Here is a 14,746-nt window from a genome sequence, read left to right on the forward strand (position 1 = left end):
GCATGACGAAAGTGGAAATTTTTACCGATGGCGCCTGCAAGGGCAATCCCGGTGCGGGCGGTTGGGGCGCGCTGCTGGTTGCTGATGGTCACGAGAAGGAAATCTTCGGCGGCGAACCGAACACGACCAACAACCGCATGGAATTGAAGGCCGTGATCGAGGCGCTGGGCGTGCTGAACCGCCCCTGCGAAGTGGTGCTGCACACCGACAGCCAGTACGTGCAGAAGGGCATCTCCGAATGGATCCACGGCTGGAAGGCGCGCGGCTGGAAAACGGCGGCGAAGGAGCCCGTCAAAAACGACGATCTGTGGAAGGCGCTCGACCAGGCCCAGCAGCAGCACGCGGTCGAATGGCGCTGGGTGCGCGGCCATAACGGGCATCCCGGCAACGAGCGCGCGGACGTGCTGGCGAACCGCGGAGCGGCCACGGTGCGCCGTTAGGAAGAGCTCGCTTGCGTTATACTGCGGGCTTGCCTCAATTCATTACTAGCCTGCCATGCGCCAGATTGTCCTCGATACCGAAACCACCGGCCTGAACCCACGAACCGGCGACCGCGTCATCGAAATCGGCTGTGTCGAACTGGTCAACCGCACCCTGACCGGCAACAACTACCACCGCTACATCAACCCCGAGCGCGACTCGGACGAAGGCGCGCTCGCGGTCCACGGCTTGACCACCGAGTTCCTCAGCGACAAGCCGAAGTTTCACGAAATCGCCGAGGAACTGCGTGCCTACATCGATGGCGCCGAAGTCATCATCCACAACGCCCCGTTCGACCTGGGCTTCCTGAACCACGAGTTCGGCCGCCTCGGCCTGCCGAGCTTCGTCTCGCATTGCAGCGGCGTGATCGACACCCTGATCAACGCCAAGGAAATGCATCCGGGCAAACGCAACTCGCTGGACGCCCTGTGCGACCGCTACGGCGTCTCGAACGCGCACCGCAAGTTGCACGGCGCGCTGCTGGACGCGGAGCTGCTGGCCGACGTCTATCTGTCGATGACGCGCGGCCAGAATTCGCTGTCGATGGACCACGAGGTGGAAACCTCGGCCGATGGCGTCGCGTTCGAGGCGTTGCCGCTGGGCGAAATCATCGTCGTCGCCGCCAGCGCCGATGAGCTGAGCCTGCACGAAACCGTGCTGGCCGGGCTCGATAAAGGCGTCAAAGGTGACTGCGTATGGAGAAATTATTCGCCAAAAGTTTGACGGTAGAGAAAGTTTTCGGCATAATACGCCTCGTTGTCAGGGAGGTTAGCTCAGGGGTAGAGCACTGCATTCACACTGCAGGGGTCGCAAGTTCGAAACTTGCACTTCCCACCAGAATTCGTAGGAAATCAAAGGCTTGCAACGTCGCGTTGCAGGCCTTTTGGCTTTATACGGGAAAAGTACGGGAAATCGCCGTGGAGGTTGCTGCCGCACAGGCAACGAAAGGGTGATCGAAATCGTGGAGGTACTACGGCATTCGAGGGCTGACGTCGAGCACTCCAGGTGCCGGAAATCGGCTGCTTTACGGCTATCCCTCGCGGTTCGGCTTGCGTATTGTGCAGAGAGTCGACCACCATCTCTCAATCATGAACACCGGCCTCCCGCTTGAAGACATCCGTTCAGGATTTCACAGTTTCGTATCGTTAAAATTCACGCCACACCAACCGGCCTCCACGAAAGCCGGGGCGATTCGAGGGGCGATCCAGCTAGCTGGTGCAATCGACTGCGACCCTGCGCGAGGCCTTGTTGATACACGCATACAGCGCGCCGCCGTCTGTGAAAGGTGGCATACTCGGGCCGAGGGTGCGTAATGATGTCAACAACCCGGAGAATGTCATGCCACTTGATCTTTTCGATCCCGTCGCCGTCCAGCAGCTGACAGAGCACATCAAGGGCGAGTTCGGCACCACGCTGATGGGAGTCGATGGCCTGTGGCTTGCGCTTGTCGAGGATGCCGATCGTATCGAGCCGGCGGTGGCGGATTTGACGTCGCGCATGCACAAGGACAACACTCCGAGCGGCGTGCTGGTCCTCTCTCGGCCGCTCGCCGCGCGGACCTTTGGACCAGTGCCGCCACCATTGCTGGCTGCGGGTATCACTATGCATAGAAGCAAGTATCTAGACTTGCCGAAGAGCGCATACGCGTTACTGCACGAATATCTGCACATGATGGAATTGATGGACCGCAGCCTCGCCGACCTTGATCTGCTTGCGCGCGAAGAGCCCGTGGCCGGCTAGCGTACACGCGGACGGGTTGCAAGGCGGATCGATGTCCCAGCGGTGAAGGGAGCTGCCCAGATCCGGTGCAGGTCGTTGTGGCTGGTCGTTTTGACTGGTTAGTTCGCTAGCTCGAAACATCGATAGTGGCGCCGTAGGGGTTCGTCAGGCACTTTCAGGAGGATGCATCGTGTCCAACCAGGTTCTGGCGCTTCATCGTGTGTCTCCACGCTGTTACGACCTGACCGGTCTGCGGACCGGCAGTGTCCGTGACCAATTGCTTCGATCAACCCTGATCGTCAATTCCCTTTGCGCCGAAGGCGCGATCGGCGTCGGGTTTCCCCTGCTGGTTTTCGGGGCGGGGGCCGCTGGCATGAATGCGGCGATGCTGGCTGCCGCGCGCCACGTCGATGTCACCGTGGTGGAGCTGACCACCAACGTCTTTCCCAGCATCTCTGCCTCCTGGCTGCGCCGGATCGATCCAACGGAGTACGATTGGCCGCACGGACATTGGAGAGCGGCGCGCTTTCCGATGGTCGGCACCATTCCGTTACCGCAAACCGCGGCCATGTCCGGCGCTTCGCTGGCCGCGGCGTTCACTAAGCAATGGGATAATTTCCTCAAAACCCGCAACGGCCGCAACGGCTATGGCACGGTAACGTTGCTGTCGGGGCTGGATGCCCATGCCTTGGTCGAGTCCGATCTTCCCGCCAATCGCTTCCTCGAAGTCCACGGCCACTGGCTCCCAGGAGGCACGGCCATGCAATCCATGCAGTTCGGCGCCAGGCTGTCATGTATCGGTCATGGCAGGGAGCAGGTGAGTGAAATACCCCTGCTGGGCATGTAGCAGGGCTATGCCGGTCCAGAATTCTGGACGGACAGCGACGGTATGGATGCCCACCGGCCGCTCCCTTCGGGGGTCACCAAGATCGTCATCTCGGGTGCAGGCGATGGCGGCATGCAGGATTTGCAGCGCGCGGCCACCTCGCTGTTCGGGCGCGTTCTCTACGAGGAGCTCGAAAGGGCTGACAGGAGCAATCCCTCGCCAGAATCCGACATCCTGCCCACCGAAGGCATGTTAAGGACGTTGATGAGCGCCGAAGAAACGGCTCGCCGTGCATTTGGCTGGGCGCCGAATCGTCAGGGTGCGCCGCGAACATTGCAGAAATGGCACGACACCTTCAAGCACGCGATCGACACGATGGTGCGCGGATGGCCGCTCAACGTCGCCACGCATGTCGCGCAAGACCTGTTCCGGCCTGAACTGCTCGACCCAACTTCGCAACTGCGCATTACCTGGTTAATGCGTGACCCGACGCCAGGCTATGCTTATGCGTTAAACCGCTACCTGAGCATCTTGCTCTGCTCGCTCGCCGAGCGCCTCGTACCCGGCCGCATCGAGGTGTTCGCCTCAAGCACCCTGTTTTCGATTGCCCCGGTCGGCCACGTGTGCACCAGCGCCGCTACCTGTCTCGGTAAAAGGCATGTCGTGGAAATCGATCATGGCAATGGGAGGCAGTTGAGGCGCGACGCTGACCTCATCATCGTCCGCCACGGTGTCGAGCCACGACGGCCCTTGAAAAACGCACCTGTGCCGGTGCCGGAACAGATGACGCCGTTCGATCTGCCTCACTAACGATGGGCCTGAACCGCCAGGACGATCGTAGACACTCCCGAACCCATGTGTCGCAAGCCCTTTTTGCGTTGTACGGGCGCAGTGCGTGAGCCTGCCCTGTCGTGAGCAAGGCCGCTTGCGCCCTGCGGATCGGTCCGCATCAACCCTGCGGACTGGCGCTCATCTTCCGGCAATAGCCGGCAAGATTGTCCGGCAGGTCGGAGGGACACACGCCGCACTGGCGGTTGCCCGGCACAGCATAGTCGATGAACGTGGGGTAAGGCAGCTTCAGACCGGCCATGATCTCCCGGAATTCTTCCAGCGTCTTGCCTTTCCCCAGACGCGGGTTGCGCAGCTTTTCCTGCGCGATCGATGACACGAAGCGCTCCTTGTAGTCGTGGGCCGGATAGACCAGGGTCTCGTCCGGCAGCGCAAACAGCTTTTCGGTGACGCTCCGGTACAGGGTGTCGGTATCGCCGTTCTGGAAGTCGGTGCGGCCGCAGCCCTCGATGAGCAGGGCGTCGCCGGTGAACACGCGCTCGCCCAGCAGGTAGGAAAAATGCCCATCCGTGTGGCCGGGGGTGTGCAGGGGCTGCAGGCGAATCCCCCCCAGTTCGAATGGCTTGCCTTCCTCGATACCGACATCGGTGCACGCCAGCCGGTCGAACGCCGGCGCCGCGATCCTGCTGCCGGTCGCGCGCTTGAGTTCGAGCGCAGCAGTGACGTGGTCGGCATGGATATGGGTGTCGAGCGTATAGGCGAGGCGCAAGCCGAGGCTCCGGAGCTCGGCAAGGTCGCGCTCCATGCTCGAGATGACGGGATCGATCAGGATCGCCTGGCCGGTCTGTTCATCGCCCAGCAGGTAGGTATAGGTGCTGGACAGGGGCTCGAAGAGCTGGCGGAAAATCATGGCGTTGACTCCTTCGGGTGGGGGTGGGTTCAGGCGCCGTGCGGCGCGCCCAGGTTCCGGTTCGCGGGCACGGCGACGTCGATCAGACATCGCCGTCGCTCAACTGCACTTCGGCCGCGCCGATCCCGCAGCCGCCTGGCACCGCCGCCTGCGCGCCGTTCAGTTCACGCAGCTTGCCGGCGGACGTCACGTAACCGGCATGTGCATGGGTTTCCAGGACATAGGCCAGTCGCAGTCCCACGCGATCGAGGTGATGCGGGTCGCGCCCCCAATGAGGGTCCACGGGATCGACGATCACGGCCTGGTTCGACCGCTGCGCCGCCAGGATACAGGTGAAGGTCGACGACTGGGTATCGAGCAGCTGGATGGGATGCAGGTTCATGTGATTTCCTCGATGAATGACACTCGAACGCATTCAGGACAAAGCCTCGACGATCATCGCGACGGCGACGAGTGCGCAAACGGCGGCAAAACCCTGTTGCAGGCGCCGGCCGGCAAGCCGGGTGGCGAGCGTGCGTCCGCCCAGCATTCCGGCCAGCGCGCCTGCCGAAAACGGCAGGGCGATCGCCCAGTCCACGGCGCCACTGGCGGCGCTGGCGGCGACTCCCGCCACCGAAATCAGGGCAATGACCGCCAGCGAGGTCGCCACGGCCGATTGCATCGGCAAGTCCGTGTAGCGCCGCAGGGCCGGCACCATGACGAAGCCTCCGCCCACCCCCAATAGCCCGGACAGCAGGCCGGCAAGGGCGCCCGACAGGGCCATGGACGATGCACAGGGCCGGGTCCAGACGAATCGGCCGGCATCGGCGTCGCGCTTGCACAGGGCATGCGCCGAGCCGGCGTTGGCGCCGTCCGTGGATGCCTGCCTGAAGGTCTTGACGGCAACGTACAGCAGGACCAGCGCGAACAGCAGCGCCAGCCGGCGGCCGTCGATCTGCCGTGCCGCCCAGAGGCCTGCCGGCGACAGCAGCATGCCGCTCGCGGCGATCAGCACGACGGCGCGATAGCGCACGATCCCGGCGCGTAGGCCCAGCACGGCGCCCAGCACGGCCGCCATGCCGACGGCCATGAGCCCGATCGGCCCGGCCGCGTCGACCCCGACGCCGGTGCCGAAGAGCAGCAGCGGCACCGCCAGGATGCCGCCGCCGGCGCCGGTCAGTGCAAGGATCAGCCCGACCACGCCGCCCAAGGCAAGACTGGTCAACACGTCCGGCCCGCGGCAGGCGAAGGTTTCCCGGTGGCCGAGGGACGCGCCGGGGCCGCCTTCATGCGCCGCCCCGGGTCGGCATGCGTGCGCTCGCTAGCCGTTCGAGCACTTCGAACAGGGCCATCCCGGCGAGCATCGCCAGCGTGAAGATCAGCGGCTCTTCGCCGCCCGAGGCAAGCGATGCCAGGGCCGGGCCGGGGCAGTAGCCGGCCAGTCCCCAGCCGGCGCCGAAGGCGAGCGAACCGAGCACCAGGCGGCGATCGATGCCGGTCGCCGTCGGCAGGCGCATGGGCGCGCCGAGCAGCGAGCGGTCGCGCTTGCGTGCCAGGCGGAAGGCGAACACGCCGACCAGGATCGCTCCGCCCATGACGAAGGCGAGCGAGGGGTCCCAGTTGCCGGCCAGGTCGAGAAAGCCGATGACCTTGGCAGGGTCGGTCATGCCCGAGACGATCAGGCCGATCCCGAACAGGAGGCCTGCCGCCAATGCCATGAGGATTTGCATGTCGATTCCTTCAATGAAAGACGTGGCGGACGATATACACGGTGACGAAGCCGGCGAACATGAAGGCCGCCGTCGCCACCAGCGAGCGCGGCGACATGCGCGAGATGCCGCATACGCCGTGGCCGCTGGTGCAGCCGGCGCCGTAGCGGGTCCCGACGCCGACCAGCAGGCCGGCCGCGACCAGGGTGCCAATCCCGGCATCGACCGTGACCGCGGGCAGGGCCGCGAACAATCCATACACGACAGGGGCCGCCAGCAGGCCGGCCAGGAAGGCCACGCGCCAGCCGGCGTCGCCGCGCTGCGCGCGCAGCAAGCCGCCGAGGATGCCGCTGATGCCGGCGATCCTGCCGTTGAACAGGACCAGGGCGGCTGCCGCCAGTCCGATGAGCACGCCGCCGGCAAGCGCCGTCTGCGGCGTGAAGTGCATCCAGTCGATCGTCATGGCGTTGCTCCCTTGCCTGGCTGGCAGAACAGTTGATACAGGACCTGCATGATCGCGGTGGCTTCGACACTCTCGAGCTTGTAGAAAATCTGCTTGCCCTCGCGCCGGGTGCTGACGAGACCCTCTTCGCGCAACACTCCCAGTTGCTGGGACAAGGTCGGCTGCTGGATGTTCAGTAGCGTTTCGAGCTCGCTGACGCAGAACTCGCCCTGCGTCAACTGGCACAGCAGGAGCAGCCGGTCGGGATTGCCGAGCACTTTCAGCATCCCGCAGGCGCGTGCCGCGGCCGACTGCATCGCCTCCAAGTCCAGTTTCTTTACCTCGCCCATCGTGCACCCTTCCCGCGTTTCGTTATGCGTGACGATATTATATATTACGACGATCTATGCGTCAATATAATGTTCGCGCATTTCATCGCCGGGAGATCGCATGGTCATGCGTCACCTCGACAAGGACTTTGCCATTGCCGCGCAAGTAGTCCCGGACGCGGGAGCGGCGGCTTCCGGCCAGGCCAACCCCTCTTGAATTCCGATCACAGGTTAGGTGTATTCCTATAAAATTCCCTGAAGCGCCGTGCCAGAATCGGTGCGCTGATGGCTGCCTTCAAGAACAGGTTCTTGGCACAAGGAACGACCCGATGCCCACTGCACCGCCTGCGTATTTACCCGCGACCGGCGCGGCGCCCCTGCTGTTTGCGCTCGACGGCAGCCGCGCGTTCGCCGAGCGGGTCGGGCAGGGCATCGGCCTTGCCGTAAGCGCGCACGAGGAGCGGGAATTCGAAGGCGGCGAGCACAAGGCACGGCCCCTGGTGAGTGTGCGCGCGCGCGATGTCTATGTACTCCATTCGCTGCATGGCGACGGGCGCCACAGCGCCAACGACAAATTGTGCCGCCTCCTGTTTTTCATCGGGGCGCTTAAGGACGCCGCCGCGGCCCGCGTCACGGTGCTTGCGCCCTACCTGGCCTATGCGCGCAAGGACCGCAAGACCAAGCCGCGCGACCCGGTCACGACCCGCTACGTGGCCGCGCTGTTCGAAGCGGTAGGCACGGACGTGTTCGTCACTGTCGACGTGCACAACCTCGCGGCCTTCCAGAACGCGTTTCGCTGCCGCACCGAACACCTCGAAGCCACCGGGCTGTTCGTGGACCATTTCGCGTCGCGGTGCCGGGAGCGCGAGCTGGTTGTCGTGTCTCCGGATGCGGGCGGCCTCAAGCGGATGGAGCAGTTTCGCCAGCGCCTCGCGCGCGCCCTCGGCAAACCGGTCGGCGCGGCATTTTGCGAAAAGCACCGGAGCGAGGGCGTCCTGAGCGGCGAGATGTTCGCCGGCGAGGTCGGCGGCAAGGACGCGATCATCGTCGACGACCTGGTCGGCAGCGGCGCCACCCTGGCCCGCGCCGCGCAGGCCTGCAGCGAGCGCGGCGCGGTCGACGTGTACGCCGCCGCGACGCATGGCCTGCTGAGCGGCGATGCGGCGGCCATCCTGGCCGGCAGCGCGCTGCGGGAACTGGCGATCACCGATACGGTGGCCGGGGCCGGACTCGATGCCGCCATGGCCACCGGCAAGCTGCGCACGCTCGGTTGTGCCGGCCTGTTCGCCCAGGCGATCGAACGGCTTCACGGCGGCGGCTCGATGTCCGAACTGACGGATGCCTGATGCGCTTGCGCCAGGCACAAGTACTGGCAGGCGCGGCGGTACCATTCCGGCGAATGGCGGAATTGCTCCTCGTCGAGGTGGCGGATCGCGATCCGGGCGCGGGTCGCCGCCCGGAAGCCCTGGTAGAAGTGCACGAGCGCGGCGCCGGGCAGGTCGCCGGTCAGGTCGCCATAGGTACGCAGCAGCAGGGCGCCCAAGTCCGGCGCATGCAGGCGTTCGCATTCCAGGGCCAGGAAGCCGAGTTCGTCGACGGGGTCGACCAGGCGCAGCGCGCGCGAGAATTCAAGGCAGTCGATGATGCTCACCGGCGGCCCGAGGCTGACGTGCTCGGGGCGCAGGTCGCCATGGCCCTCGACGATCTTGCCTGTCCGCGCGCGCCGGTCGAACCAGTCGCGCCTGGCGTCGAGCAACGCATGCTGGGCCCGGCACAGGGCCGTCACGCGCGCCGCCGGCAACCGGTAGACCGGCCGGCTCAGCATGCGCAGGTTGAGCGCGATCGCGCGCCGGAAGCGGGCGCGGTAGGCCGCCGGATCGAGCCTGACCGGGGTGCAGGCGCGGTAGAAGGCGGCCAGCCGGGCGGCGACGCGGGCGATGTCCGCGGGAGCGGCGCCGCCATGCCCGAGCGCGTAGTCGAGCATGTGCCGGCGCGGCAGGCGCAGCATCTTGACCAGCCAGTCGACCACGATTCCATGCCCGCCCAGCCGCAAATGGCCCAGCGCATCGATCGACAGGGGCACGAGTTCGACATACACCTCGGCGGCGAGGCGCCGGTTCAGGCGCAGCTCTTCCTCGCAATAATGGCGCCGTGCGTCGAGGCTGCGGAAATCGAACAAGTCCTGGCGCACCGGCTTCTTGAGCTTGTACGCATGCGCATCCGTGAGGAATACCCAGGACATGTGGGTTTCGATCGCCTCGATCCGGCCGGAGCAGTCGGCGAAACTGCCCGGTTGGCGCAGGAAAGCGATCTTCGACTCGAGCGTGACGTGGGCGGCGGCTGACATCGCAGTGCTGGATGCATATCCGGGCTGTTCCTGTCTTGATCGTAACGCGGCCTTCCTGCTCGGCCACGCGCAAACCTCGAGTAGAGGTTGATTCATCTCAAATCGACGCAGTATCGATCCGCGCACCGACGCCTGGCCGAATAGACTCACACGACATTGATGTAGCTCACGCGGAAGCCAGAAAGCTGTCCTACAGTGAAATTTGCCGCCCGGGTGCGCGGCGGTTTCGTCCTCGATCGAGGTCCTGCGTGCGCGTGCCGGCATCCGGCAATGCAACGACCCGGCGTGCTCCTGGAATTTCATGAAAACGGAGGAAGTCATGGCTAGCCTGACGCGTTACGATCCATTCAGCGACATCGCGCGCTTCGAATCCTTTCGCGACATCGAAGACCTGATGCGCGACTTTCGGCTGGTGCCGTCATGGCGCGGCGCCGAGACCGCGCCGCCGATCCGGATCGAGGTGTCCGAGACCGACCAGGCCTATGCGCTGAAGGCGGAAATCCCGGGTGTCCGGAAAGAAGACATCAAGGTGGCCATCGACGGCAACCAGGTCATGCTCAGTGCCGAGGTGAGGCGCGAAACGCAGGCGCAGGAGCACAACATGCTGCGCAGCGAGCGCTACTACGGCCAGCAGTCGCGCAGCTTCACCCTGCCGCAGGAAGTCGACGATAGCCAGGCCGTCGCGAAGTACAACGACGGCATTCTCGAGCTGACGCTGCCGAAAAAGCCTGGCACTGCTCCCAAGCAACTGCAAATCCAATAAGCGGGCGCCTAGCCGGCCCGGCCTGTCGCGTCGTCGAGGCCGGACGGCGCGGCGTTTTGCCGAGGCAGCTCAGCGGGGCGCACCGGCGGACGGCGCCGTTGCCGGCCGGAGCGTCATCCGGCCGCCTTGCCCGAAGCGGGCTGCGGGCGGTACACCATGACCGGGACCGGCGCGTATGCCAGCACCCGCTGCGTGACGCTGCCCGCGATCAGGCGGCTCAAGCCGCGCCGTCCATGCGAGGCCATGAAGATCAGGTCGCAGCCGGTGCGCTTGACGGCATCGACGATTTCGTCGGCGGGAGCATAGCCGAAGCAGGTGACGGTCGTGCACTTGACGCCGGCCTCGGCGGCAGCCTCCGAGACCCGCGCCACATGCAGCTGCGCCTGCTCCATCGGAACGTCCGGTCCCGGCATGCCGATCGCCGCCACCGCCTCGCCCATCGGGACCGCCGGTTCCGGCTGAACGACGGACAGGGCAACGATCTCGCTGCCGCACACTTTGGCGAAGGCAATCGCGGCCTGGGCGGCGGCGGCCGCGAGGTCCGAGCCGTCGGTCGGGACGAGGATGCGCTGGAACATGGTGTTCTCCTTTGAAGGATGTCGGCCGCGCCGGGACCGGCGCTGGCGTGATCTTGGAACTCCTGGAACCTGATTCTTACTTGCAGTGCTGTTGCATCATGTCCATGTGTTGCTGGCGCATCTCCGGCGACATGCCTTTCATGCGCTGCTCCATCATGGCCTGCCTTTCCCCGGCCGGCGCCTTGTGCATGTCCTGGTGCATCTGGCACATGCGCTGCATGTCCATGGATGCCGGCCTGTCCGCGGACGCCGGCGCAGCCGCCGTGGCCGCGCCGGATTGCCCACCCCCCATCGAGGCCGGCGCCGGCGCACCCGCCGCCTGGCCCGGGTGATGCGCGGCGTGCGCGGGTGCCTCGCGCGGCATGGTGCAGGCGGCAAGCGCCATGCCCGCCGACAGCGCGGCAAGGGCGCGCATGAATGCGTTTCGCTCGATCGACATACTCATTCTCCTTCAGGTTGACGGCATTCGCCGCAGGTTCAAGTCATCGCAGCCGCAGCGCATTGGCCACCACCGATACCGAGCTCAGGCTCATCGCCAGCGCGGCCAGCATCGGCGAGAGCAGCCAGCCGGTGAGCGGGTAGAGCATGCCGGCGGCGACCGGAATGCCGAGCGCGTTGTAGAGCAGCGCGAACAGCAGGTTCTGCTTCATGTTGCGCACCGTCCGCTCGGAGATTTGGCGCGCCGTCGCGATGCCGCGCAGGTCGCCCTTGACCAGGGTCACTTGCGCGCTGTGCATGGCGACGTCGGTGCCGGTGCCCATCGCCACGCCGACGTCGGCCCGGGCCAGCGCGGGGGCGTCGTTGATGCCGTCGCCGGCCATCGCCACGACCCGTCCCTCGCGCTGCAGGCGCTCGACCAGCGTCAGCTTGCCGGCCGGCGTGACTTCGCCGACGACCTCGCCGATGCCGAGGCGCCGGCCCACCGCGCGCGCCGTGGTCCAGCCGTCGCCGGTGGCCATGACGATGCGCACCCCGGCCGCGCGTAGCGTGCCGAGCGCCTCCGGGGTGCTTGGCTTGATGGGGTCGGAAACGGCCAGCAGCCCCGCCGGTACGCCGTCGACGGCCAGGAACATCACGCTGGCGCCTTCGGCGCGCAGCGCTTCCGCGGCTGTCTGCAGGGGCGCCGTATCGATGCCGAGCCCGTTCATGAGGGCGGTATTGCCGAGCGCAAGCGCGCGCCCGCCGACCGTCCCGCGCACGCCGATGCCGCTGGCCGATTCGAATCCCGCCGGTGCGGCCAGCGCCAGGCCGCGCGCGCGCGCGGCGTGCACGATGGCGGCGGCGAGCGGATGTTCGCTGCCCTGGTCGAGGCTGGCGGCCAGGCGCAGCACCTCGTCCTCGCCGAAGCCGGCCGCCGCCACGGCACGCTCGAAGGCGGGCTTGCCCTCGGTCAGGGTGCCGGTCTTGTCGACGATGAGCGTATCGACCTCGCGCAGCTTCTCGATTGCCGCCGCATCGCGAAACAGCACGCCCTTGCTTGCCGCCTTGCCGGTCGCCACCATGATCGACATCGGCGTGGCCAGTCCGAGGGCGCAGGGGCAGGCGATGATCAGCACGGCCACGGCGTTGACGAGCCCGTGGACCGGACGCGGCGCCGGACCGAACAGGCTCCAGGCAAGGAAAGTGAGCACGGCGACGATCACCACGGCGACCACGAAACGGCCGGCCACCACATCGGCCATGCGCTGCAGCGGCGCTTTCGAGCGCTGGGCGGCCGCCACCATCTCGACGATCCGGGCCAGCACGGTGCCGGTCCCGACCTGTTCGGCACGCATGGTCAGGGCGCCGCTCGTGTTGAGCGTGGCGCCGATGAGCTTGTCGTTCGCGCCTTTCGGGACGGGCAGCGGTTCGCCGGTCAGCATCGATTCGTCGACGGCGCTGGCGCCGTCGACGACGACGCCGTCGACCGGCACCTTTTCACCGGGGCGCACGCGCAGCAGGTCGCCCACCCGCACCTGCGCCAGGAGCACGTCGGCTTCGCCGCCGTCGGGCGCGATGCGGCGCGCGGTCCTGGGCGCCAGGTCCAGCAGCGACCGGATCGCGGCCGAGGTCCGCGAGCGCGCCTTCAGCTCGAGCACCTGTCCCAGCAGGGTGAGCGAGATGATGACGGCGGCCGCCTCGAAATACACGCCGACGCGTCCCATCGACAGGAACGACGCCGGAAACAGGTCCGGCGCGACGGTGGCCGCCACGCTGTAGGCGAAGGCCGCGCCGGTGCCGAGGGCGATCAGGGTCCACATGTTCGGGCTGCGCGCGGCCACCGAGCGCGCGCCGCGCACGAAGAAAGGCCAGCCCGCCCACAGCACGACCGGCAGCGACAGCATCAGTTCGGCCCAGGCCTGGGTACGCCCCTCGAGCAGGCCCAGGCGGTGCCCGGCCATGGCCAGCAGGGCGAGCGCGGCCGTCAGCGGCAGCGTGAGCCAGAAGCGGCGGCTGAAGTCGCGCAATTCGGTGTCGTCGTCGGCCCCGGGCAGCGGGACCACCGGCTCGAGCGTCATCCCGCACTTCGGGCAGGTGCCGGGATGGTCCTGGCGTATCTCGGGGTGCATCGGGCAGGTGTAGACGGTGCCGGGCGCAGCCTGCATCTTCGCCGCCCCGGCAGCGGCGCCCGGCGGCGCATGCAGGCCGCCTTCCAGCGGATGCTCGCGCATTTCCATTCGGTCCTGTCTCCCAGTGAAACGACGTATGCCGGCAAGCCACATGCCCACTGTAGGACGATGTAAGGGTCTGAATCTTTGACATGGATCAAATTCATCCGGATTGCATGGGCGCCGCGGGGCTAGGCCGACCTCGCGCACTTGTCTCGTGACGCCGATCCGGCCGGTCCTGGTCCTATTTGACCAGGGTGACCGGGATGTCGGCCAGTTTCACCACCTGGGTGGCAACCGAGCCGATCAGCAGGTTCGCGCCGGCGCTGCGCCCGTGCGTGCCCATGACGATGGCGTCGCAGCCGGCAAGGCGCGCATAGGCCGCGATCTGCGCCCCCGGCTTTCCGTTCAGGCAGTGGAGCGAATACCTGGCGCCGGCGCGTACCAGGATCGCCACGGCCGGCGCCAGCGCTTCCGCGGCCTGCGCCGGAAAATGCGCGTCGAGGCGCCCGGCCTCGCAGGCGTCCGGCGGGTCCGACAGCATGGCCGGCAGCAAGGGCTCGATGACGTGCAGCAGGTGGATCTCGGCGGCCGGCCCCGATGTCGCCTCGGCGGCGGCGTGACGGACTGCGCGCAGCGCGCTTTCCGAACCGTCGAAGGGTACCAGCAATTTTTTCATGTTTTCTCCCTGGCGCGCGTGCTTCGCCCCGCGCTGATCGGTGGACTCGACCTGTCGGACAAGCGCCCGGGCGCGCCGGTTCCCGGCGGACGCCAGACTGCAGTATGCACCCGGGGACGCAATGCGGCACTTGGCAAGCGCGGCGCGCCGGCGCATGATGAGCCCGGCGAGCCAGCCCCAACCATTGCGAGGAGAGAAAAGATGATCAAGGTAAGCGTGATGTACCCCAACAGCCCGGACGCCCGTTTCGACGCGGCCTATTACGTCGAGCGCCACATGCCGATGGTGAAACGGCTGATGGGCGACTACTGCCATCACTACACGGTCGAGCGGGCGCTGGCCTCGGGCACGCCGCAAGCGAATGCACCCTACATCGCCATGGGCCATCTGTTCTGCGACTCGGTCGAAGCCTTCCAGGCCGGGTTCGGTCCGCACACGAAGGAAATCATGGGCGACATCCCCAACTACACCAACCAGCAGCCGGTCGTCCAGATGAGCGAGGTGCTGGTCGGCTAGCCGCGCATGCGCCCCGTCCCGGCGGGGCGGCGGGCCTGCGCGCAGCGGTGGCGTTACCGTCGGGCACGCGTCCTGGCTTTAGAATAGCGGAC

At 66.5% G+C, this 14,746-nt stretch carries 19 protein-coding genes and 1 tRNA gene; 9 read left to right on the top strand and 11 right to left on the bottom strand.

The window, feature by feature from the left end; translation table 11 throughout:
• Nucleotides 1-2: 2 nt before the first annotated feature.
• The 6 genes from rnhA to ACFPOU_RS04120 all read left to right on the top strand — a co-directional run bounded on the left by rnhA (nt 3) and on the right by ACFPOU_RS04120 (nt 3,835).
• Nucleotides 3-440, top strand: coding sequence for a ribonuclease HI (gene rnhA, locus ACFPOU_RS04095; RefSeq protein ID WP_379717473.1), 438 nt, complete (start codon nt 3-5; stop codon nt 438-440).
• Between the two features lie 55 nt (nt 441-495).
• Nucleotides 496-1,203 carry a DNA polymerase III subunit epsilon gene (gene dnaQ / locus ACFPOU_RS04100; RefSeq protein ID WP_379717475.1) on the top strand — a complete coding sequence of 236 codons (708 nt, stop codon included), beginning with the start codon at nt 496-498 and terminating at the stop codon, nt 1,201-1,203.
• Between the two features lie 39 nt (nt 1,204-1,242).
• Nucleotides 1,243-1,317 (top strand) — tRNA-Val (locus ACFPOU_RS04105).
• Between the two features lie 501 nt (nt 1,318-1,818).
• Nucleotides 1,819-2,220 carry a hypothetical protein gene (locus ACFPOU_RS04110; protein WP_379717477.1) on the top strand — a complete coding sequence of 134 codons (402 nt, stop codon included), beginning with the start codon at nt 1,819-1,821 and terminating at the stop codon, nt 2,218-2,220.
• A 169-nt stretch (nt 2,221-2,389) separates the two neighbouring features.
• Complete coding sequence (locus ACFPOU_RS04115) at nt 2,390-3,046, top strand: hypothetical protein (RefSeq protein ID WP_379717479.1); 657 nt, start codon at nt 2,390-2,392, stop codon at nt 3,044-3,046.
• 42 nt (nt 3,047-3,088) lie between these two features.
• Complete coding sequence (locus tag ACFPOU_RS04120; RefSeq protein WP_379717481.1) at nt 3,089-3,835, top strand: hypothetical protein; 747 nt, start codon at nt 3,089-3,091, stop codon at nt 3,833-3,835.
• Nucleotides 3,836-3,974: 139 nt separating this feature from the next.
• On the opposite strand, the gene ACFPOU_RS04125 is transcribed toward ACFPOU_RS04120, so the two are convergent.
• The 6 genes from ACFPOU_RS04125 to ACFPOU_RS04150 form a co-directional block, all read right to left on the bottom strand.
• A complete protein-coding gene (locus tag ACFPOU_RS04125; RefSeq protein WP_379717483.1) occupies nt 3,975-4,724 on the bottom strand; it encodes an MBL fold metallo-hydrolase in 750 nt (249 codons plus the stop codon).
• An 82-nt stretch (nt 4,725-4,806) separates the two neighbouring features.
• Nucleotides 4,807-5,106: an MBL fold metallo-hydrolase gene (locus tag ACFPOU_RS04130; RefSeq protein ID WP_379717485.1), complete on the bottom strand. Its 300-nt coding sequence runs from the start codon at nt 5,104-5,106 to the stop codon at nt 4,807-4,809.
• A 33-nt stretch (nt 5,107-5,139) separates the two neighbouring features.
• The gene (locus tag ACFPOU_RS04135) at nt 5,140-5,931 is read right to left on the bottom strand and encodes a sulfite exporter TauE/SafE family protein (RefSeq protein WP_379717487.1); all 792 of its coding nucleotides are present in this window, start codon (nt 5,929-5,931) and stop codon (nt 5,140-5,142) included.
• A gap of 58 nt (nt 5,932-5,989) precedes the next feature.
• A complete protein-coding gene (locus ACFPOU_RS04140; protein WP_379717489.1) occupies nt 5,990-6,433 on the bottom strand; it encodes a YeeE/YedE family protein in 444 nt (147 codons plus the stop codon).
• 10 nt (nt 6,434-6,443) lie between these two features.
• Nucleotides 6,444-6,875, bottom strand: coding sequence for a YeeE/YedE family protein (locus tag ACFPOU_RS04145; RefSeq protein ID WP_379717491.1), 432 nt, complete (start codon nt 6,873-6,875; stop codon nt 6,444-6,446).
• The gene (locus ACFPOU_RS04150; RefSeq protein ID WP_379717493.1) at nt 6,872-7,204 is read right to left on the bottom strand and encodes a metalloregulator ArsR/SmtB family transcription factor; all 333 of its coding nucleotides are present in this window, start codon (nt 7,202-7,204) and stop codon (nt 6,872-6,874) included. Before ACFPOU_RS04150 ends, ACFPOU_RS04145 begins: the two co-directional genes overlap by 4 nt.
• Before the next feature lie 308 nt (nt 7,205-7,512).
• Between ACFPOU_RS04150 and ACFPOU_RS04155 the strand changes: the two genes are divergently transcribed.
• Nucleotides 7,513-8,529, top strand: a complete 1,017-nt coding sequence (locus ACFPOU_RS04155) for a ribose-phosphate diphosphokinase (RefSeq protein ID WP_379717495.1) — start codon at nt 7,513-7,515, stop codon at nt 8,527-8,529.
• On the opposite strand, the gene ACFPOU_RS04160 is transcribed toward ACFPOU_RS04155, so the two are convergent.
• Complete coding sequence (locus tag ACFPOU_RS04160) at nt 8,490-9,530, bottom strand: hypothetical protein (RefSeq protein WP_379717497.1); 1,041 nt, start codon at nt 9,528-9,530, stop codon at nt 8,490-8,492. The two genes, ACFPOU_RS04155 and ACFPOU_RS04160, sit on opposite strands and share 40 nt — an antisense overlap.
• Before the next feature lie 319 nt (nt 9,531-9,849).
• On the opposite strand from ACFPOU_RS04160, the gene ACFPOU_RS04165 reads away from it, so the two are divergent.
• Nucleotides 9,850-10,293 carry an Hsp20/alpha crystallin family protein gene (locus ACFPOU_RS04165; RefSeq protein ID WP_379717499.1) on the top strand — a complete coding sequence of 148 codons (444 nt, stop codon included), beginning with the start codon at nt 9,850-9,852 and terminating at the stop codon, nt 10,291-10,293.
• A 113-nt stretch (nt 10,294-10,406) separates the two neighbouring features.
• On the opposite strand, the gene ACFPOU_RS04170 is transcribed toward ACFPOU_RS04165, so the two are convergent.
• The 4 genes from ACFPOU_RS04170 to ACFPOU_RS04185 all read right to left on the bottom strand — a co-directional run bounded on the left by ACFPOU_RS04170 (nt 10,407) and on the right by ACFPOU_RS04185 (nt 14,138).
• On the bottom strand, nt 10,407-10,871 hold the full coding sequence (locus ACFPOU_RS04170) for a universal stress protein (RefSeq protein ID WP_379717501.1): 465 nt from the start codon (nt 10,869-10,871) through the stop codon (nt 10,407-10,409).
• Between the two features lie 76 nt (nt 10,872-10,947).
• Nucleotides 10,948-11,310: a hypothetical protein gene (locus ACFPOU_RS04175; protein ID WP_379717503.1), complete on the bottom strand. Its 363-nt coding sequence runs from the start codon at nt 11,308-11,310 to the stop codon at nt 10,948-10,950.
• A 43-nt stretch (nt 11,311-11,353) separates the two neighbouring features.
• Nucleotides 11,354-13,528 (bottom strand): copper-transporting P-type ATPase, encoded by a 2,175-nt coding sequence (locus tag ACFPOU_RS04180; protein WP_379717505.1) that lies wholly within the window; start codon nt 13,526-13,528, stop codon nt 11,354-11,356.
• Nucleotides 13,529-13,703: 175 nt separating this feature from the next.
• Nucleotides 13,704-14,138, bottom strand: coding sequence for a universal stress protein (locus ACFPOU_RS04185; protein WP_379717507.1), 435 nt, complete (start codon nt 14,136-14,138; stop codon nt 13,704-13,706).
• Nucleotides 14,139-14,339: 201 nt separating this feature from the next.
• On the opposite strand from ACFPOU_RS04185, the gene ACFPOU_RS04190 reads away from it, so the two are divergent.
• Nucleotides 14,340-14,654, top strand: coding sequence for an EthD family reductase (locus ACFPOU_RS04190; RefSeq protein ID WP_379717509.1), 315 nt, complete (start codon nt 14,340-14,342; stop codon nt 14,652-14,654).
• Nucleotides 14,655-14,746: the final 92 nt, after the last annotated feature.

The organism is Massilia jejuensis (genome assembly GCF_042656795.1).
GTDB lineage: Bacteria > Pseudomonadota > Gammaproteobacteria > Burkholderiales > Burkholderiaceae_D > Telluria > Telluria jejuensis.